This window comes from Glaciecola nitratireducens FR1064, assembly GCF_000226565.1.
Classification (GTDB): domain Bacteria; phylum Pseudomonadota; class Gammaproteobacteria; order Enterobacterales; family Alteromonadaceae; genus Glaciecola; species Glaciecola nitratireducens.
Genome location: NC_016041.1, coordinates 3,682,015 through 3,701,182, shown reverse-complemented (window position 1 = coordinate 3,701,182; position 19,168 = coordinate 3,682,015). Strand labels below are relative to the sequence as shown.

The 19,168-nt window shown below is 42.3% G+C and carries 16 protein-coding genes; 7 read left to right on the top strand and 9 right to left on the bottom strand.

Annotation, left to right across the window (positions count from 1 at the left end; all coding sequences use genetic code 11):
- Nucleotides 1-306: 306 nt before the first annotated feature.
- Nucleotides 307-1,083: an EAL domain-containing protein gene (locus GNIT_RS15710; protein WP_014110279.1), complete on the bottom strand. Its 777-nt coding sequence runs from the start codon at nt 1,081-1,083 to the stop codon at nt 307-309.
- Between the two features lie 357 nt (nt 1,084-1,440).
- Here GNIT_RS15710 and GNIT_RS15705 point away from each other — a divergent pair, with 357 nt between their 5' ends.
- The 4 genes from GNIT_RS15705 (at nt 1,441) to GNIT_RS15690 (ending at nt 7,319) form a co-directional block, all read left to right on the top strand.
- Nucleotides 1,441-3,279, top strand: a complete 1,839-nt coding sequence (locus GNIT_RS15705; RefSeq protein ID WP_041246949.1) for a S8 family serine peptidase — start codon at nt 1,441-1,443, stop codon at nt 3,277-3,279.
- Between the two features lie 398 nt (nt 3,280-3,677).
- Nucleotides 3,678-4,886 (top strand): PQQ-dependent sugar dehydrogenase, encoded by a 1,209-nt coding sequence (locus GNIT_RS15700; RefSeq protein ID WP_014110276.1) that lies wholly within the window; start codon nt 3,678-3,680, stop codon nt 4,884-4,886.
- Between the two features lie 431 nt (nt 4,887-5,317).
- Nucleotides 5,318-6,538: an NfeD family protein gene (locus GNIT_RS15695; RefSeq protein WP_014110275.1), complete on the top strand. Its 1,221-nt coding sequence runs from the start codon at nt 5,318-5,320 to the stop codon at nt 6,536-6,538.
- A 34-nt stretch (nt 6,539-6,572) separates the two neighbouring features.
- Nucleotides 6,573-7,319 (top strand): slipin family protein, encoded by a 747-nt coding sequence (locus GNIT_RS15690; protein ID WP_148261823.1) that lies wholly within the window; start codon nt 6,573-6,575, stop codon nt 7,317-7,319.
- 38 nt (nt 7,320-7,357) lie between these two features.
- Here the strand turns inward: GNIT_RS15690 and GNIT_RS15685 are convergent, their stop codons facing one another.
- The 6 genes from GNIT_RS15685 to GNIT_RS15660 all read right to left on the bottom strand — a co-directional run bounded on the left by GNIT_RS15685 (nt 7,358) and on the right by GNIT_RS15660 (nt 13,666).
- Nucleotides 7,358-8,308, bottom strand: coding sequence for an alpha/beta hydrolase fold domain-containing protein (locus GNIT_RS15685; protein WP_014110273.1), 951 nt, complete (start codon nt 8,306-8,308; stop codon nt 7,358-7,360).
- Nucleotides 8,309-8,318: 10 nt separating this feature from the next.
- The gene (locus GNIT_RS15680; protein ID WP_014110272.1) at nt 8,319-10,097 is read right to left on the bottom strand and encodes a GMC family oxidoreductase; all 1,779 of its coding nucleotides are present in this window, start codon (nt 10,095-10,097) and stop codon (nt 8,319-8,321) included.
- A gap of 134 nt (nt 10,098-10,231) precedes the next feature.
- Nucleotides 10,232-11,074, bottom strand: coding sequence for a substrate-binding periplasmic protein (locus GNIT_RS15675; RefSeq protein WP_014110271.1), 843 nt, complete (start codon nt 11,072-11,074; stop codon nt 10,232-10,234).
- A 154-nt stretch (nt 11,075-11,228) separates the two neighbouring features.
- Nucleotides 11,229-11,651, bottom strand: a complete 423-nt coding sequence (locus GNIT_RS15670) for a tetratricopeptide repeat protein (protein ID WP_014110270.1) — start codon at nt 11,649-11,651, stop codon at nt 11,229-11,231.
- A 14-nt stretch (nt 11,652-11,665) separates the two neighbouring features.
- Nucleotides 11,666-13,198 (bottom strand): dynamin family protein, encoded by a 1,533-nt coding sequence (locus GNIT_RS15665; protein WP_014110269.1) that lies wholly within the window; start codon nt 13,196-13,198, stop codon nt 11,666-11,668.
- Between the two features lie 135 nt (nt 13,199-13,333).
- Nucleotides 13,334-13,666, bottom strand: a complete 333-nt coding sequence (locus GNIT_RS15660) for a thioredoxin family protein (protein ID WP_014110268.1) — start codon at nt 13,664-13,666, stop codon at nt 13,334-13,336.
- Between the two features lie 541 nt (nt 13,667-14,207).
- On the opposite strand from GNIT_RS15660, the gene nhaC reads away from it, so the two are divergent.
- The gene (gene nhaC / locus GNIT_RS15655) at nt 14,208-15,755 is read left to right on the top strand and encodes a Na+/H+ antiporter NhaC (protein ID WP_014110267.1); all 1,548 of its coding nucleotides are present in this window, start codon (nt 14,208-14,210) and stop codon (nt 15,753-15,755) included.
- Between the two features lie 207 nt (nt 15,756-15,962).
- Here the strand turns inward: nhaC and GNIT_RS15650 are convergent, their stop codons facing one another.
- Entirely contained in the window at nt 15,963-16,367 is a 405-nt protein-coding gene (locus GNIT_RS15650; protein ID WP_014110264.1) for a response regulator, read from the bottom strand.
- Nucleotides 16,364-17,158: a response regulator gene (locus GNIT_RS15645; protein ID WP_014110263.1), complete on the bottom strand. Its 795-nt coding sequence runs from the start codon at nt 17,156-17,158 to the stop codon at nt 16,364-16,366. The genes GNIT_RS15650 and GNIT_RS15645 overlap by 4 nt, the downstream gene beginning before the upstream one ends.
- A 382-nt stretch (nt 17,159-17,540) precedes the next feature.
- Between GNIT_RS15645 and upp the strand changes: the two genes are divergently transcribed.
- Complete coding sequence (gene upp, locus GNIT_RS15640) at nt 17,541-18,170, top strand: uracil phosphoribosyltransferase (protein ID WP_014110262.1); 630 nt, start codon at nt 17,541-17,543, stop codon at nt 18,168-18,170.
- 185 nt (nt 18,171-18,355) lie between these two features.
- Nucleotides 18,356-19,108 (top strand): type 2 periplasmic-binding domain-containing protein, encoded by a 753-nt coding sequence (locus GNIT_RS15635; RefSeq protein ID WP_014110261.1) that lies wholly within the window; start codon nt 18,356-18,358, stop codon nt 19,106-19,108.
- Nucleotides 19,109-19,168: the final 60 nt, after the last annotated feature.

Below are 19,168 nucleotides of genomic sequence, written 5' to 3'. Positions count from 1 at the left end.
GCGCCTAATGCCGCTCTTGGCTAAACAGATTAGGTAAGCACAACCACAGCGCATCTATCTCTAGGGCTGGGTCAGTCTTGCTATCGGTAATAATCGTCTCAATACCAACTGCTCAGCTACCCTCATCTAGTTACTATGTTTCGCTAAGTTTGCTAACAAGCTATTACCGCTTGGATACCCCTAAATTGTCGCAACATCATTGATGCCATCGGAAACAATATTTAGGTTTGAGGTTGCATCGTTGACTGATTGATTTTTCCATTATTAATAAAATCGATGGGAATAAGGCATAAAATACTCTTCAAGCTAGAGGCTATAAGCAGATTGGTCAACGTCAGGCAATGCTTCAAACGCAGGTTTTGCGAAATAGTATCCTTGGAACAAATTGATCCCTAACTCACGCAAAACTCTCAATTCATCTATGCTCTCAACGCCTTCTGCTAAAGTGGTAATACCTAACTCGCAGTTCAACTCATGCATTTTGCGCACAATGGTTAATTTTATTGGATGAATATGAATGTCCCGAATTAACGCCATGTCTAATTTAACGATATTAGGCTGAAACTCGGCTAGTAGATTAAGACCTGCATAACCGGCCCCGAAATCATCTAGCGCTGTTTTAAACCCTTTGCTCTGGTAATAATTGATAATTTCACTTAAATGCTCATTGCTAGCGACTCTTTCAACTTCGGTCACCTCAAATAAAATCTTATCGATAGGGAAACCAAACTCTTGTGCTGCATTCAATGTTGTTTGAATACACAACTCGGGACGATACACAGCATTAGGTAGAAAGTTGATACTGACGTAAGAACGAATATCGAGCCTGGCCGCTAAGGCAATCGCCTTGACACGACAGCATTGATCAAAACGATATAGATTTTCATCGTTGACCTGACTGATTACTTCAAACGCAGATTGATTTTCCAGACCACGGACAAGTGCTTCATAACCAAAAATACACTTGTTATCAAAATCTACAATTGGCTGAAACGCCATTGTAAAATCAAAATTTAAGACATCTGCGTTCCTGCATTGTTGGCATGCTAACGATTGATAATCCTTAGGACCATCTTTATTCAAAGTTATTCTCCCAGCGAAACCTATTGGCAGATAATGAATGATATGCCAAAAGAAGTAAACATTACTCCAACTCACGTGCACTATAAAGTATTGTTTTCATGAAAAATTTAGCCTATCGAGGCTGGATAGGTTCAAGCACTAACTGCTTGTTATATAGTCTAATTACCACCTTTTCTGTAGTCAGTAAGCAATTTTTATTAATGAATAACTGTATTAATATTTTCTTTACATGCAATAAACTTTTGGAGTAGGTTAATAAATCGAGTTTATATATTCGAATTCATAGCGCTAATGATAATTAAAATAACAAACATTGAAATACGCGCTTTTAAAAACAACAAGATTTTTGGAAATCCTATGAAAAAACTGATCGAAAGCAAGCTAACTCCGTTGGCAGCAGCCTGCATCATGGCAATGAGCGCAACAGTTGTGCAAGCTCAAGAACGTTATGTCATTCAAATAGATAATAACGGCAAAGGCATTGTAAAAGCACTAACCCAACAAAACGGCGGCCGTATTAAAGTTGAAGGCGATGGTTTTATCGCCGCAGAATTTGATGGCTTCAGTCTCGAGCAAGTAAAAGGCGTGTTAAACAACCCCCATGTCAAACTAGTCGAAGTTGACCAGATTCGTAAATCGATGGCGGTATACAATGACGATGCGGGTAATCCGATGACCACTCAGGTAACGCCGTATGCGGTCTATCAGTCAGAGGCGAATCAAGTCACTTTTAATCCTAATGCAGGCATAAAGGTTTGCGTTATTGACTCAGGCTTGGATTCATCAAATTCTGATTTTGTCTGGAATAACATCACAGGTGATAATGACTCAGGTACAGGTAACTGGTTTGATGCAGGCGGTGAGCACGGCACTCACGTTGCCGGAACGATAGGCGCTGCGGACAATGGCTTTGGTGTTGTTGGTATGGCGCCTGGCGTCGAAATGCATATTATTAAAGTGTTTAACGCCGAGGGTTATGGTTATTCATCGGATTTATCGAAAGCTGCTCAACTATGTTCAGCAGCAGGTGCTGATATCATCAATATGAGTTTAGGTGGTGGCGGCGCAAACAGCACAGAAGAAAACGCATTTAAAGCATTTAGAGATGCTGGCGGACTTGTTGTAGCTGCAGCTGGAAATGACGGTAATACAACGCGTTCTTATCCTGCTGGCTATTCAGCCATAATGATGATCGGCGCTAATGATGCTGACAATAATATTGCTAGCTTTTCACAGTTTCCGAGTTGTGCAACGGGTCGTGGTAAACAAACAACTACCGATGAAACGATTTGTGTAGAAGTAACTGCGGGTGGTGTTAATACTTTGTCTACTTTCCCTGCTGGCTTAGCCACTTCTTCGGGCTTATCTGCCGATAGCACCAATTATGTTTCATCTTCAATGGAAAACACAGGGAGCGCTGCAGGACAAACTTTCTTTATGGGCACAGCTGAAGCTACAAATGCCGGCGCTGACGGGAAGATTTGCGTTATTGATCGCGGCGTGATTTCGTTTTTCGATAAAGTGAATAACTGTGAGCTGTCCGGCGGTATTGGTGCGGTTATTATTAATAATGAACCCGGAATTCTGAGCGGTACGCTAGGCACAACCAATACTACGAGTATTCCTGCTGTAGGTGCTGCACTAGAAGACAGAAGTGCTTTATTAGCTGCGGCAAATATGAATATTTCGATCACCTCTAGTGACTATGGATTTTTGAGCGGAACTTCAATGGCAACACCTGCTGTCGCTGGATTAGCTGCTCTAGTTTGGTCAAATCATCCTAGCTGCACAGGTGAAGATATTCGTGCTGCATTCAAGGCAACAGCCGAGGATGGTGGAGCCGGAGGTAAGGACGTTTACTTTGGCTATGGCATCGTGAAAGCTTCAGCCGCTGACGCCTATTTAACGGCCAACCCATGTGGTGGTACTGAGCCACCACCACCGCCACCATCAGGCGATTTTAGTCTTTCGGCTAATGGCTACAAAAGTAGAGGCACTCAGGTAGTTGACCTTAGTTGGTCTGGCGCAACCACAAGTAATGTTGATGTCTATCGGAATGGACAATTTATTGCGGTTACGGCAAATGATGGTTCTTATACGGATGCATTAAATATAAAAGGCGGCGGTTCATACACATATCTAGTGTGTGAAGAAAGCTCATCAACCTGTACTTCAAGCGTGCAAGTTGTGTTCTAAACTTGAGCGAGTGGTATGAACGCCAGACGGTTGTTTAATTTGGCGTGTTTAGACCTCTCCTTACGCTTTTTCATCAATGGTGATGAATAAACAAATATAGAGTTGTAAAAAAAAGAACCTTCATCAAGGTTCTTTTTTATTGGGTTTAAGATTTATATTAGTATTGGCTTACTGTTAGCAGGCGTTCGCTTAAAAATCGTTTCACAATCATATTTATTCTTATAATGTTAACAAAATAAAAATCGCTTCTTTATAATTTAGATAGCGCCGTTTTTTTAAGAAAGTATTCACATTTCTAAGTCAATATCGCTAGATTTCAGTGGCTTGAAGTCCTTCTTCTGAGGTAAGCTTATATTCGTGAAGAACAGGTTTTAAAATAGCGTTGTATGAACTGTTTTATGCAAAAATTCGTAAATATTGGAATTTATAAACCTATTAAGGGGAATACTATTAACTTACTAACAAAATTTTCGCTAAGCGTTGCATTGACGGCATTGTGCGCAACAGCTTTGGCACAAGAAAAAATCACTATGAAAGGAAGTGACAACAGCACTATTTATGCTGATGTTCTCGAAACCTTTGAAACACCATGGGCAATGGCATTTTTACCGGACGGACACGCTTTAGTGACTGAAAAAACGGGTAAGCTTTGGGTAATCGATAAGGCAGGCAAAAAGCGCTTTACGGTAGACAACGTGCCAAATACGACGGCCCGCGGGCAAGGCGGTTTGGGAGATATTATTGTTCATCCAGATTTTGCTAACAACGGCACCGTATTTTTATCGATGGTTGAGCGCGATAGCAAAGATGACAGCTTGAGTGGGGCCATTGTGGAACGCGCTAAGCTTTCTATAACGTCGAGCGGAGCATCGCTAAGCGAACGTAAGGTAATTTGGCGTCAAGCTCCTAAAATGACGGGTAACGGGCATTATTCTCATCGCCTCGCATTATCGCCTGATGGTTACTTGTTTATTACATCCGGAGATAGACAAAAATTCACGCCAGCGCAAAATATGGCAATGAATTTAGGAAAAATACTCAGAATCAACCAAGATGGAAGTTCTCCTGAAGATAACCCGTTTTATGGAAATGGCGAAGTTGCTAATCAAGTATGGACGCTTGGGCATCGCAACCCCTTGGGGATCGATTTCGACGCCGATGGCAATTTATGGGCGCACGAAATGGGACCACGACACGGTGATGAACTCAATTTGATTGAGCGCGCTAGAAACTATGGATACCCCATCGTATCTCAAGGCGAGCACTACTCTGGCGTGAAAATCCCTAATCATGAAACTAACCCTGTATTTTACGCGCCAAAAGTCGCCTGGGTTCCCGCAATTAGCCCTGCTGGTTTTATTATTTATAAGGGCGATAAGTTCAAAGATTGGACTGGCAATGGATTCATTGGTGGCTTGTCGTCTGAAGCACTTGTGCGCGTGAGCTTTGCTGTACAAGAAGACCGGCCTGTCTTAGTTGCAGAAGAATCGGCTCGTTACGAGTGGGGTGAAAGAGTCAGAGAAGTCGAGCAGAGCACGGACGGTAATATTTATGTGCTCGAAGATGGCAGTACTGGCCGTTTGCTTAGATTGAGTTTACAAAAATAATTCAACTATACGTTTAGCCTGTTTTGCAATTTAGAATTTAATCGTAAAAAATCAGGTGTAAAAGGAAGGTCGTTATTCAAAGAAAAGGTTTAACCTGAGTAACGACTTTCTTCAATTAGCGTATCCTTTTCGGCTCGCTAGACATTTGCGGTGTTAAATCAACCTCGGCACTGACATTTTATATTCATCCCTCGCTATATCTCTACCAATTTCCTTTCTATTCAAGTTTTGATCTGCGTCAAGTCGTTAAGATGAGTATCGGTAAGATATTGCTTACCTGTCCACTGCTTCACTATTTGTTAATTTGAGTAAAAAATATGTTTTGTTCGCGTATTTGGATGTTTTTAATACTTCTGTGTATTTCTAGGCTTACCTTCGCGGCAAACGTTGTATGGACGCTTGACGTTCGGGGTCCTATTGGGGTTGCTACTATGGAATATGTCGTTTCCTCGATTGATTTAGCGCACAGTGAGACTGCCTCTAACAAGCCATCGATAATTATTTTGCAGTTAGATACTCCGGGAGGTTTAGATAATGCGATGCGCGGTATTATCAAGCGCATATTGTCTTCAGATATTCCAATAGTAGGTTACGTTTACCCTAAAGGCGCCAGAGCCGCGAGCGCTGGTACTTACATCTTGTATGCAACTCACATTGCAGCTATGTCGCCCGCGACTAATCTTGGTGCGGCAACGCCCGTTCAAATAGGTCTACCTCAGACACCGTCCGATCCTGATACTCAAAATAACGAAGCAAATACAAACAGTGCGATGGAACGGAAAATTATTAACGATGCAACCGCTTATATTGAGGGGCTTGCCGATCTTAGGGAACGAAATCGTGAATGGGCATCTGAAGCTGTTTTGGGGGGAGCTAGTTTGTCGGCGATAGATGCTCTGGAAGCTAATGTCGTCAACATTATTGCTGACGACATTGATGATTTATTGAAGCAGTTAAATGGCTATTCTTTCATGAGCAACGGGCAACAAATTACGTTCAACACAAATGACGCTACCATAGTTGAGGTATCAGCAAATTGGCGTCAAGAACTTCTTTCGGTCGTCGGAAACCCGAGTATTGCCTATATTCTTATACTGGCCGGAATATATGGCTTAATTTTCGAGTTTTCAAATCCTGGAGGAGGGGTGATTGGTGTTGTCGGTGCCGTTTGTATTTTAACTGCATTATATGGGTTTCAAGTATTACCAATAAACTACGCTGGTTTAGCGCTTATTTTGTTTGGCTTAGGGTTGATGATAACCGAAGCTTTTTCGCCGAGTTTTGGAGTATTTGGTGTGATTGGCGCCGTTAGTCTGAGCATCGGTTCAGTCATACTTGTGGATACTCCAGAGCCTGCATTTCAAATTGCTTGGCCAATTATTGTTTCTGTGGCCATTGTCAGTATCGCCTTTGTGTTTTTGACATTTAGCATGTTGTTCAAGTCGCGCCAACAAAAAATAGTGAGCGGTGTCGAAACTTTATTGGGTGAAACGGCTGAAATTGAATCAATTCAAGAAGAAACTATTCTAGCGCGACTGCATGGGGAGTTGTGGCAGGTGAAAGCGAAAGCACCTTTAAAGCTTGGCGACAAAGTTGTCGTGTCGTCAATTAGCGGGCTCATGCTAAATGTAATAAAAAAATCGGAGCATTAAAATGGATACTACCTTAACGTTTGAATATGTTTGGATGCCATTGGCATTTTTTGTTATTTTTTTCATTTTCTCAATATTTAGAATATTGAGAGAGTATGAGAGAGGTGTCATTTTTTTCCTTGGTCGATTTCAAAAAGTGAAGGGACCTGGGCTGATTATAGTCATCCCGCTAATACAGCAAATGGTTCGAGTCGATTTACGAACTATTGTGATGGATGTGCCCACCCAGGATGTCATATCTAGAGATAATGTTTCTGTAAAAGTAAACGCAGTGGTTTACTTCAAAGTGGTTGACCCAGAGAAGTCGATTATTCAAGTCGAGGACTTCTTAGAAGCTACAAGCCAACTTTCACAAACTACCTTACGATCTGTTTTAGGCCAGCACGAACTAGACGATATGTTAGCGGAAAGAGACCAACTAAACGCCGATATTCAAAGTATTTTGGATAAACAAACCGATGCATGGGGTATAAAGGTCTCTAACGTGGAAATTAAACATGTGGATCTGGATGAGAGTATGATCCGCGCGATTGCTCAGCAGGCGGAGGCTGAAAGAACTCGTCGTGCAAAAGTCATACATGCATTGGGCGAAAATGAGGCCTCTGAACAATTGTTAAGCGCTGCAACCACCTTGGCCAAACAACCTCAGGCTCTTCAACTAAGATACCTGCAGACATTAACCGAAATTGCAGGAGATAAAAGTAACACTGTTATTTTCCCTGTACCTATGGATTTCATGCAAGGACTAAAACACTTGCTTGATAACAATGCCGCTAAATAAACAGCGGCCCATGAGTGTGCAGAGAATAGTTTGGCGAATTAATTGCGTGCAAACGCTACTAAACTGGCTAGCGCGCGTTTCGAATCTTCAAAGTGGAGCGCGATAGTTTGAAAAACATGGAATTGTGAAGCAAACACCTCTGTGGAAGTGGGTACATTTTCTGCTTTTGCACGCTCAGAAAACTTCATAATTTGATCAAAAAACACCTCCCCCCCAGCAATTTGAATTTGCATTGGTGGAAGCTTTCCGAGTTGCGCTTGTGAGAAATTCACTCTTGTGTCCATTGGGTCTGCGCCTTGTATATGTTGCGCGTAACCTTTGGCCAATATATCTAAGGTGAACATGTCGTTGGGCTGGTTGCTTATCATTGTGCCCGATGACGAGATTGGGTCAACCCAAGGAGAAATCAAACCTAGTCCGTGGATCCTCGAGCGCAGGCTGTCATCTCCATGTAAGCAGGTTGAAATACAGAGTGCGCCGCCGGCAGAGTCGCCCATTAATATGAGCTGTTGGTTTGGGTGCCGCATCGCAATTTCACTTATTGCAGCGTAGCAGTCTTCTTGCGGTGTCGGGAATGGAAACTCTGGACTGAGCCGATAGTCCAACGAATAAGTGAGTAATTGACTCTTATCAGCCACGCTAGCTACGAAAGCGAGGTAGGCTTTTGCGCTACCTGTAACATATCCACCGCCGTGAATGTATACAATGACCCGTGATACCTCAGTGTCGAGGGCATGCGGAGTGATTTTCTGTGCAGGTACCTTAGCCAGTTCGATTTCTTCAACAGTAATGCGCTTCATCGCTGAGCTTTTGGAGGGAACTGACTCAATTACTTTGCGAGACCACTGAGGTCCTTTCTTACCAGCTGCTAGAAAGAATCGTTTAAACAAGCGCGCGTAAAACTCCGTTTTCCAGTCGCGGCCAGGCATGCGTTTTCTAAAAAACAGCATGGAAATTAGGGTAATGAAACTTAAATACAGCATTGCCATGGGTGTTCCCTTATGAATTGCGGATCATATCCGCGCATTTTTCACCAATCATAATAGAAGGTGCATTGGTGTTGGCGTTGATAATTGTTGGCATAATTGAGGCATCAGCTACACGTAAACCGTCAACACCATGTACACGCAGCTCGTGATCGACCACCGCCATGTCATCATTGCCCATTTTGCACGTTCCTACCGGATGATATATGGTCTGAACATACTTATTGATGAAGGTTTTTATTTCTTCATCAGTTTGTACATCTGGGCCAGGTAAAAATTCTTTTCCGCGCAGTTCATTAAGGGCTGGTGAGGCTATGATTTTACGGGCAATTTTCACACCTGCTATTAGGGTGTCATAATCACTTTCATTTTGAAAAATGTTGTGATCAATTAGCGGTTTAACGCTTGGATCTGCCGAGGCTAATTTAACCGTTCCAGTGCCTTTGCTCTGCACGAGAGAAGGCAGAATAGTGAAGCCATCAGAACCATCTGTAGGATTGCCTGCACCATCCAAAATAAAGTAACCTGGAGCAAAGTGGAACTGTAGATCGGGAGCCGGCGACTGAGGATTAATTTTTAAAAAACCACCCGCCTCAGCAATATTAGACGTTAGCATGCCTTTGCCTTTTGCATAAAGTGCGGCTTGTTGTTCGCTCCCAGCTTGGGAAAGACTGATAGTTTGCGTGCAGCGATATGCCACAGGCATCATAAAGTGGTCTTGAAGGTTTTGACCAACGCCAGGTAAATCTTTAAGCACGTTAATGCCATGCTCTTTCAAATGAGCTTTAGGACCGATACCTGAAACCATTAAAACTTGCGGTGAGTTGATAGTGCCGCCCGACAGGATAATTTCTTTACGCGCTGTTACGGTATGCTCTTTTCCGTTGGCAAGAAACTTAACAGCCGTCGCACGACCATCAGTGATTATTATTTTGAGCACCATTGCTTCTGCTTGGGCCGTGAGGCGACCGGCATCAATTGCTGGATGCAAATAACTGACTGCTGCCGACTCTCGGCGTCCATTTTTCTGGGTAACCTGATACATCCCAATACCTTCTTGGTCGCCATCATTGAAGTCGAAGTTCATTGCGTATCCGGCTTGTTTGGATGCTTCGAGCATGGCAATGGTAATGGGATTGGGGTCATTAAGGTCACATACATTGAGAGGGCCACTTCCACCGTGGGCAGCAGACTCTCCGCGAGAATTACTTTCGGATCTTTTGAACATTGGCAGTAAGTCAGCATAGCTCCATCCAGGATTTGTTTCGCCCCAGGTATCATAGGTTGATGCATGCCCGCGCTGATAAATCATCGCATTTATTGAGGAGCTACCGCCAAATACCTTGCCTCGTGGAACATAGAGCGTGCCGCCGTTCAACGCAGTTTGTGGTTCAGATGTATAGTTCCAATCCAGCGGTGTTTTGAACAAAAAAGGGAAGGTCGCTGGGATATGAATGTAGTCATTGCTGTCGGCAGGACCTGCTTCCAACACCAACACTTTATTCGCAGGATCTTCTGAGAGACGAGCAGCTACGGCGCATCCAGCGGAACCAGCACCAATCACAATATAGTCATACTCTTCGGATGATGTTGCTTGCGCATGAGCCGCGCTTAAGAAAAGAGGAGCCTGTGCCGCCATACCGATTGCTGCTGCTATTTTTAAAAATTCGCGGCGTGAAACCCTACCTGAGTTGAAGTCGCGCTGTAGCTGTATCTCTTTGGTATTTCTGATATTGCCTTTAGCGGATACGTTTTTAAAAAATTGTCTTCGCTTATTATCGTTATTTGACATAGTGGCTTTCCTAATTTATTCCTAACTTACTTGGATAGAAAATAGCACGTTATATGTCAAAGTTAAATTTTTGTTAATATATTGAAATGGATAGGTTTATTTCATGAAACCTGGCCCCTTGATTTTTTTGGGGTTCAATATGAATATTTTTTTAGTAGATCTTCATATATTTGGCTTTGTTTGACTTTTTGGAGTTGTGCATTAAATTTTGCTAGTTGGTCTTGCGTTATTCCTTGCTGACTAAACATCACGTATATGTTGCCAGTTTGAATAGTAATACCCTGCGCGACAATAAGGTCTGACAACGCTTTGCGTCTCAACATCGAGGCGCCGACAAAACTATCCTCAAGAAATCCATCAATGTCTTGATCAAGAAGACGAGCAATATTCAATTCTCCCATAATGGCATTTTTAAAAAACTGAGATTTTTCGGGATCATCCAACAAGGCTGCAACTTCTTCACCATACAAATAATCCGAAACTACGCCAATGCGACTGCCGCTTTCAATAAATTCAGATAGCGTTTTATAAGCCGCTCTTTTTTCCTCACCGCTACGAATATACAAAGAGAATTCTTCCATTCGATATGCATCACTGAAAAAGGCGAACTGCTCTCTGGCGTCAGTTTTTGAGGCTCCAAGCAACATATCGATATTACCTTGCTTCAACAAACTAAGCAGATCGACCCATGTGCCTTGTTGGTATGTGATGTTGCAGCCAATGGCTTCGGCGACACCTGTTATAAGCTCAATATCCAAGCCGGCGACTCTTCCGCCCACGTCAGCATATTGATAGGGTTCCCAAGCATCAAAACCCAATACCAAATTACACTCATCGTCGACGATAGCTGGCTGCTCTGCCACTTCGATAGGATCAGTCTGGAAAGTTTCAGTGCTAGCAGTATCGTCAGTTACTTTTTCTGGTTGAGGTGTACAAGCGGAAATAAAAAATATTACTAGCAGATAGCTAATTTTCATAATTTTTGCTCCTTAAACTTTGTTATAAGTATAAGAGACAATTTCAATTTTGCTAATTTATTGACTAGGCGCTAAAACGGAGAGTTTTCAAGCTTACACAAATAAATCTGCTGCCGTTATTTGCGCCTAACTGTTAATACTGATTTCCTCGGGCTTAGCTCCCTAAAAGAGATTCAAGAAGGTCATCTATTTCAACTTTGAGGTCTTTATCTTCAATTTTGTTAGCACTAATTTTTGCATCCTGAAGGTTTTTGATTGCTGCCTCTTTTTGACCCAGTTCTACTTGTAGTGTCGCCATAGAAAATGCGATGGACGACAGGTGGTCCTTAGAATTCACCGCAATGGCTTTTTGCAGGGCTTTTTCATAGGCAACTACAGCTTCCTCTAAATCTTCTGTGAAATCAGCGAGTGTTTCCCATTGTTCAGGATGATCTTTGTTTGTATTTTCGTTATCGATGCAAATAGCTTTTAGCACGGCAAAGTGTAAATCAAATATTTCTTTATTCTCGTCAGTAGCGGCCTGCATTAGTTTTTCAGACAGCTGATATACAGACTTATATATTTTGGTATTAACCATGATTAATCTTCTTTTTAGTTTATTTTTGTTTCTTGCGTAGCATTCTCTGTTGCACTGACATCTTCTGCGGTGTGCACGGGTGCTGCCTCTTTATCAGAAGGTGTTGACGCTTCATTTTGCTTACCAGAAGGGTCGGTGTAAGCGTTATTCAATTCTTGCACATAGCGATCGGCGTTAGTGAATACTTTGCGAAGTGTTTTTTTAGAACGCCAACTCCAACCAACAGGACTGGTGCGAAAGATGCTGTTCCAAAAACCAGTATTGTGTGCAAAAGCATTAATAATACCTTCGCGTCGCTCTGCGCCAAGATCACTGGCGTTGACCGGAATAGTCTTGCTAATTTTCGCGGCAGCGCTTTTTTTGATCAGCGCATAAATCCAAATTAATACGATAATAAATGGTACACCAGCAATCGCCGCCGTTTGCCACGAACCAATTAGCCAATTTAACCAAGGTGCGCTATTTAACTGGCCATATATACCTGCGACAGCGGCACCAACTATTAGTGGAAGTATAAATAAAGCGCTACGCCACGCTACGCCGCTACGCCACTTTTTCTTCAACGCTACTAAGCGCGGTACCAGTTCGTCTTCTATCTGATGCGCAGTGCGCTCTAAGTTAGCTACAATACGGTAAAAGCGCTCAACCTTTACCTGACCCATGCGTGCATAGATTTCAGTCAAATCCGCATTGCTTTTTGCTTCTAATCTTTCGCGAACTCGGTCGTCTTCAATTGGTCGTGCTTGCTCTGGGTTGAATATAGTGTAGAACTTACCCGCGGTGAGCCCCTTTTCAGCAATTGCGCGCTGCCATGCACCCACGACCTCTTCTGGATTGTCTTCAGTGGCAGTAGTATCAATTTGATTGAGGATATACAGGAATTTATTAGCGTCACTGCGGGTTACGGTTTCACCAACTAAATGCTGCAATGTATCTCGCATTGCGCCGGGCTCAGGGCGACGGGCATCGAATAATACCAACACTAAATCGGACATATTCATAATATGGTCCGTGATGCGCAAGGTGGACGTTCGCTGTGCGTCAGCATCAAAACCGGGCGAGTCTATTAGTATTTGGCCTCGTAGAATGTCGCTAGGGCAGGTTTTTAGCTGCAGGTAACTGTCAATGCGCGCGCCTTCGCTAGGAGACACTTTTTCTAACTCCTCACGCATTTGATAAAAAGGAAAACGGGGATCTGCGTCAAGTGCTATGCCGGGCAAACTACGAGACTCTTTATCCTTTGAATAGCACATAACGGTGAACTTATCATCTACCGCTTGGGTGCCACTCTCTTGAAGTTTCACGCCAATATAACGGTTTATAAAACTCGACTTGCCCGCAGAAAAAGTCCCGAGTACCGATATCATAGGCCACCAAGGTACATGAAACGCAAACGACTGGTCAGTTTTTAACAGCCCTAAGCGATAGGCAACGCGGTCAAGCTTACGAAAGCTTTTCACTACCTCAACCAAGAGTTGATTCTCAGTTTTTAAGTGCACCTCTAGTTCGTTTAAACGCTGTTTTACTTGTGAGTTAGGACTAGGCATTGAGCATTCTCTTATCTGTGGGGAAACCATAACGGGCCGACTACATTATGACCCTCTTTTCAAAACATACGTAATTAATTAAATCTGCTTTGTCGGTCGCGGCTCTGTATTAACTAACGTTATCACTTTTTTAATCTACTTATTTAACAATAGACTAATCTCGGTCGCCTGCACAGGCCTAACTAAACGCTCAATTTCTTGGCCATCACGCATCAGCACTAAGGTTGGCCAGAGCTTTACTTTAAAAGCGCGGCCCAAGGATTTCCCTTTACCGTCATAGATTTTAATATGCGGCAGCTCAGTATGAGCTTCCAACGCTTCCTTTATGGCGGGCATCGCTGCTTGGCAGTGTCCGCACCACGGCGTGCCGAATTCAATAAGCACCGTGCCTGTCATCTCTCTTACCTGCTCATATGTTGGCGCATCTTCTGAATACTCGGGGTTAAAGCCTTTGCTGCCAGCTTTCATAAGTTCTCCTAATGTTCACTATTGAAATACCATCTGCGCAGCGATTAGTTTGCTTTATGTTCGACAACTAATTGCTGATAGATTCTTGATTTAATTCAAAGCTAGACTATCTTTTTAATCAATACGGACCTTTTTTATATATCGCGACTTTCATCGTAACAATATTCAATGGAGAAATGTAATGTCATCTAAAGAAGCATATAGAAAGAAAGTGGAAGCTCAGATGGACGAATGGCAGGCTGAAATTAACAAGCTAAATCACTAACAACCCAAGTCGAATTTTTCAGTGCTTCCCAGTGTTTATTTCAATACGCAAAACGCCAAAAAATCCCCCTAGGTTGAATCAAGTCCGCATAGCGTTTATCATTGCATCTGTATATTTTCGTTAAATCACATGTCGGTGTGCTGTAATTCAGCTAATCCATTCTGAAATTCCCCTTCTTATTTTACAGAACGCCGATGGTTAATTAAGAGGCAACCGTATCTACTATCATCACCTTTCGTTGCCGTAATTTATGCATAGCAAACATGAGGTATTTAAATGAAACAGACAGACCATGCAACACCAGGCTTACTACTTGCATTGACGCCTGTCGTATTAACTCTGCTTATTCTCGGGACACAAATTTTCTACTTCGGTGTTTTCGAGCCGCACATTCCACTTGCCATAGGTTTAGCCATTACCAGTATTGTTGGTATCAAGCTTGGGCTGAAGTGGAAATTTATTGAGAAAGGTATTTTTCACGTTATTCATGTCGCATTGCCCTCCGTATCGGTATTAATAACTGTTGGGATGATCATTGGCGTATGGATCGCGAGTGGCACTGTGCCTAGCATTATTTATTTTGGTCTAAAGATACTTTCACCAGAAATCTTCCTAGCTGCTGGCATGGTTATTTGTGCGGTAGTGTCAGTTTCTTTAGGCACGAGCTGGGGGAGTGTGGGTACGGTTGGTTTGGCCTTGATGGGTATTGGCGAAGGGTTTGATATTCCTATGTATTGGACAGCTGGAGCCGTAGTTTCCGGTGCATTTTTCGGCGATAAGATCTCACCGCTTTCTGATACAACTAATTTAGCTCCTGCGGTTACGGGAACAGACGTTTTTTCTCATATCAAAAATATGATGGCAACGACTATCCCAGCGATGCTGATCGCCCTTATTATTTATCTCTTAGTTGGATTTTTTGTTATTGATACGCAAAGCGTTTCATTTGAACAGATTGAGGGGATTACAAGCACTCTGGATGAGAATTTTTATATTTCAGGCTGGGTACTGTTACCTGCATTGGTTGTGATGGGGTTAGCAATTAAGCAATATCCACCGATCCCATCGTTATTTGCTGGTGTTGTCGTTGGTGGTGCAACTGCAATGCTGGTGCAGGGTCAAAGCCTGCAGTCAATTTTTGACTATGCAAACAATGGCTATTCAATAAGCACTGGTATTGGTGAAATCGACAGCTTGTTAAATCGCGGTGGTATTCAATCAATGATGTGGACAATCTCTTTGATACTTATTGCATTGGGCTTTGGTGGCGCACTAGAAAAAACAGGCTGTCTGAAATCAATTATTAATGCCATTAAGAGTAAGGTCAGTAGCTTTGCTGGTACGCAAACTGCCGCTATTGGAACCGCTTTTGCGACCAACCTCGTTGCCGGTGACCCATACCTGTCGGTAGCCTTGCCCGGAAGAATGTATTCACCGGTTTACCGTGGCATGGGTTATTCAACGCTGAACCTGTCGCGTGGAATTGAAGAAGGTGGCACATTAATGTCTCCTCTAATTCCATGGAACGCAGGTGGTGCGTTTGTAATTTCTGCGCTGGGATTGGGCATTGCTGAAGGCAATATTGAGAATCTTTTATACATCCCCCTTGCTTTCGCTTGCTGGACCGCACCACTCATCGGTATCTTCTATGCTTACACCGGCTTATTTTCGCCTAAAGCAACGGACGAGGAGAGAGAGGGCTGGGAATCATCTGGTGAGTCTATTGCAGAATTTAATGACGACGGCACGCCCAAAGTGGAAGATGAAGCCGAAAAAGCTGAGCAAGCTGATTTGGAAGACGAACCAGCTAAAAATCAGACTTAATACCCACTATCTACTTTGACAACGCTAGTGTGTGAGATATTCCTTGCGGTGTAACTCCAGGCGTTTGGTTACTAATGGGATTAAGTTTGGCGGGTTTGCAAATGGCTCGAAAAGCAAAATAAACTCAATCTGAAATACTTATAAGAAGGTTTGTTGTCGAACGGTAACAAACCTTTTTTATTGACCACCAAGTTGCAAATATTTCCTTTACGCTTTTTTCTGTTTTTTTAAGTAATTATTAAGGGAATCGGTAACCCGCTGTGAAGTAAAGGGTTTTACAATAAATCCGTTTGCACCGCTAGCAATTGCGTTTTTAACATTTTCAGATGAGTTCTCACCTGACACCATTATTACCATTAAGTTTGGAAACACTACACGTATATTCTTAAGCACATCAATGCCGCTAATCTCAGGTAAGTTGATGTCCAAGTACACCAGATCGATTTTTTGTAACTCGATTTGTTGGATGATTGATTGACCAGTAGATGAGTGATAAAAAGCCGCTTTTATCGACCGACTTTGGGCATTAATACAGTTCGACAATGCAGCCCTGAGGATCTCTCTGCTGTATTCCACATCATCTATTAATAAAATATTAATGTTTATGCTCATTCTAGTTCTCTCATGTCATTCTCACTTATGAGAGAAGCAATTTCATTATTTAGTTGAATGCAATGTTGCACGCCCTGCTCAAGCTGATCCTGCCGTAATAGTGTTAAACAATGCTCCGCCATTTTAGTTAAATCAGCGTAACCTACGCTACCTGCAGTACCCTTTATCACATGTATAACTTCTATCAGATTATTATAGTTTAAGCTCTCTATACTATCGGCAATCGCAACGTGTTGTTTATATAATTCAGTAAAAAATAGTGTTTTTAATTTTGGCGTTGTCGCTATAAAACGAGACAGTGTTGATTCTTGAGGATCATTTTCCTTAATAGCTTCCCTCAGGTGTTGGGCTATTACCTGATAGAGTTGACTCAGATTAATGGGAGTAGATAAAGTACCGCTGAAGCCAAGAGCAACGTATTCTTCGATATCAGAGCCGGTGTTATTTGCAGTTAGGGCATAAGCTGGTATATCAATGCCCAGTTGTTGCAAGCATGCCATGGTCTCTTTGCCATCCATAACGGGCAATTGAATGTCCATTAGAATCAAATCAAATTGACCAGATATCGCTTTTTGCAGCGCCTTTTGGCCATTTTCTGCTAAATCGACAGTGGCCTTAGTTTTTTCAAGAGCGTTAGTAATCAAATCTTGATTTAGTGTTGAGTTTACAGCCAATAGGATATGCCCTGCTAAGCTTGATACTTGCAAAGACTTTTCCACTAAAAGTGGCTTATCTTCCTTTAGAGCTGAACTTTCCTTTTTGAAACCTTTTGTTAGTTTATCATCAGTCATATTGTTATATGAGGCTCTCAAAGCGCCGAATTATTTACACTGAAAAAATCGTCATCTAGTGATGAGTTGTCAGTAACTTATTCGATATCTATTCAAAGAGAATAAACGAAGTACCTAACCTATACAACATGCGACAGTTTTGCAGAGTAAGCGACGGGTCAAAATTGACGAAATTAGTTAACTTTTTTGATTGCTTGGTCTAAAACAGGGACCATCCTCATTAGTGTTTCATTGTTACTCGGTTTTATTAATGCGTATAGAGCATGCAAAAATGCGCACGCGTGCTTTTTCTACGTTTCGGTCTGTTCATTGTCAGTCAGAATTTTTAGCAGTATGCTATGAGGCCTTATCATCTGTATGTTTTTTGCGAATAGGAAATGTTATGTCAGTTTACGAAATTAAACACCCGCTCATACAACACAAACTTGGCTTAATGCGCGCCTATGGCATAAGTAGTAAAGATTTTCGTGAGTTGGCGAGTGAAGTGGCTAATTTATTAACTTATGAAGCAACTAGAGATCTTGCAGTAGAAGGTATTACGATTAAAGGATGGGCGGGAGATGTCATCCCTGTCAGTCAGATCAAGGGTAAAAAGATAACGGTGGTGCCTATATTACGGGCAGGTTTAGGCATGTTGGACGGCGTGCTGCGCTTAGTGCCTAATGCAAAAATTAGCGTGGTAGGGCTCTATCGAAATGAAGAAACGCTGCAGCCTGTAGCTTATTTCGACAAGGTGGTGAGCGACATTGACTCACGTATTGGTCTTATTGTTGACCCCATGCTCGCTACTGGTGGTACCCTGATCGCCACTATTGACTTACTCAAAGCGAAAGGCTGTGAGCATATTCTTGGTTTGTTTTTAGTTGCCGCACCCGAAGGCATCCAAGCAGTACAAGCGGCTCATCCCGACGTGGATATTTATGTTGCGGCTATAGATGAACGCTTAAATGAGCAGGGCTATATTCTTCCTGGCCTTGGTGATGCGGGTGATAAAATTTTTGGAACGCGTTAGTTTCTTTAATTAACCAGAGTAGCTATGTCATGGTGTTAACAAACGAAAGCCGAAATCATGACGCAACTACTGTTTATTTAGCTAAAAACTGAAGTGTTTACAAGCCAGAGTATTTGTCTCTGTGAGCAATTAACTATATAGTAAAATCCGAACAAAATTTCCACGAATAAAAGTGGTGAGAAAAAATGATGAGCAAATCAGCTTTACTCGTAGCTATATCACTAATGGCATTCAACCCTGCCTTTAGCCAGTCTAAAGAAATAGTCGCATCTTTTGGAAGTACGTTGCCCCCTTATGTTATGGAAGATGGCCCTAGCGGAATATTGATCGATTTATTAAAAGACTGCTTAGAACCTTCAGGCTATAAAGTGAAGCCTAAGTTGCATCCTTATGCGAGACGTCTTGTTGAATTTGAAACTGATTCAGTTGATGTGGTCACCGACGTTAATGAAAAGGTTATCAACGACAAGAAGCTTGAGGGCTACTACACCGGGTATGTGTACGCCTATGAAAACTTTCTTTTCTCACTTGCTGATAGGAAGTTTGAAGTAAAGACGATTGAAGAGCTATCTGAATATTCTTTGCTTTCATGGCAGGGAGCAATTGCGCACATTGGCGGCGAGTATGCCGACATGGCAAAGCAGAATAAAAATTACAGCGAAACATATAATCAAAAAAATCAGTTGAGAATGCTATTCAGCAGACGAGTAGATTTTGTTCAAATGGACGGTAATATTTACGAGTATTATCGACAACAGATGCTAAAAGAAAGTGGACTTGATGTAACGGTTCCGGTGAATATATTACCTCTATTTGGAAAAAGTCCTAACGGTTTTATGTTCAAAACCGAGGCAGTAAGAGATGCTTGTGTTGCCAATTTAGAGAGTGTGAAAAAGAATAAAAAGTATAAAAATGTGTTGTATTTCGATGCCGAATGATAGCGAAAGAAAAAGCACAAGTTATTAACATTTTGAGAGTTGCAGCATCTTAGGGCATTA

Excerpts from the sequence above, each read along its gene's own strand:
- GNIT_RS15665 (WP_014110269.1), bottom strand. The coding sequence starts at position 13,198 with ATGCCTAGTCCTAACTCACAAGTAAAACAGCGTTTAAACGAACTAGAG.
- nhaC (WP_014110267.1), top strand. The coding sequence starts at position 14,208 with ATGAAACAGACAGACCATGCAACACCAGGCTTACTACTTGCATTGACG.
- GNIT_RS15650 (WP_014110264.1), bottom strand. The coding sequence starts at position 16,367 with ATGAGCATAAACATTAATATTTTATTAATAGATGATGTGGAATACAGC.
- GNIT_RS15675 (WP_014110271.1), bottom strand. The coding sequence starts at position 11,074 with ATGAAAATTAGCTATCTGCTAGTAATATTTTTTATTTCCGCTTGTACA.
- GNIT_RS15645 (WP_014110263.1), bottom strand. The coding sequence starts at position 17,158 with ATGACTGATGATAAACTAACAAAAGGTTTCAAAAAGGAAAGTTCAGCT.
- upp (WP_014110262.1), top strand. The coding sequence starts at position 17,541 with ATGTCAGTTTACGAAATTAAACACCCGCTCATACAACACAAACTTGGC.
- GNIT_RS15635 (WP_014110261.1), top strand. The coding sequence starts at position 18,356 with ATGATGAGCAAATCAGCTTTACTCGTAGCTATATCACTAATGGCATTC.
- GNIT_RS15700 (WP_014110276.1), top strand. The coding sequence starts at position 3,678 with ATGCAAAAATTCGTAAATATTGGAATTTATAAACCTATTAAGGGGAAT.
- GNIT_RS15690 (WP_148261823.1), top strand. The coding sequence starts at position 6,573 with ATGCCATTGGCATTTTTTGTTATTTTTTTCATTTTCTCAATATTTAGA.
- GNIT_RS15670 (WP_014110270.1), bottom strand. The coding sequence starts at position 11,651 with ATGGTTAATACCAAAATATATAAGTCTGTATATCAGCTGTCTGAAAAA.
- GNIT_RS15695 (WP_014110275.1), top strand. The coding sequence starts at position 5,318 with ATGGAATATGTCGTTTCCTCGATTGATTTAGCGCACAGTGAGACTGCC.
- GNIT_RS15680 (WP_014110272.1), bottom strand. The coding sequence starts at position 10,097 with ATGTCAAATAACGATAATAAGCGAAGACAATTTTTTAAAAACGTATCC.
- GNIT_RS15705 (WP_041246949.1), top strand. The coding sequence starts at position 1,441 with ATGAAAAAACTGATCGAAAGCAAGCTAACTCCGTTGGCAGCAGCCTGC.
- GNIT_RS15685 (WP_014110273.1), bottom strand. The coding sequence starts at position 8,308 with ATGGCAATGCTGTATTTAAGTTTCATTACCCTAATTTCCATGCTGTTT.
- GNIT_RS15660 (WP_014110268.1), bottom strand. The coding sequence starts at position 13,666 with ATGAAAGCTGGCAGCAAAGGCTTTAACCCCGAGTATTCAGAAGATGCG.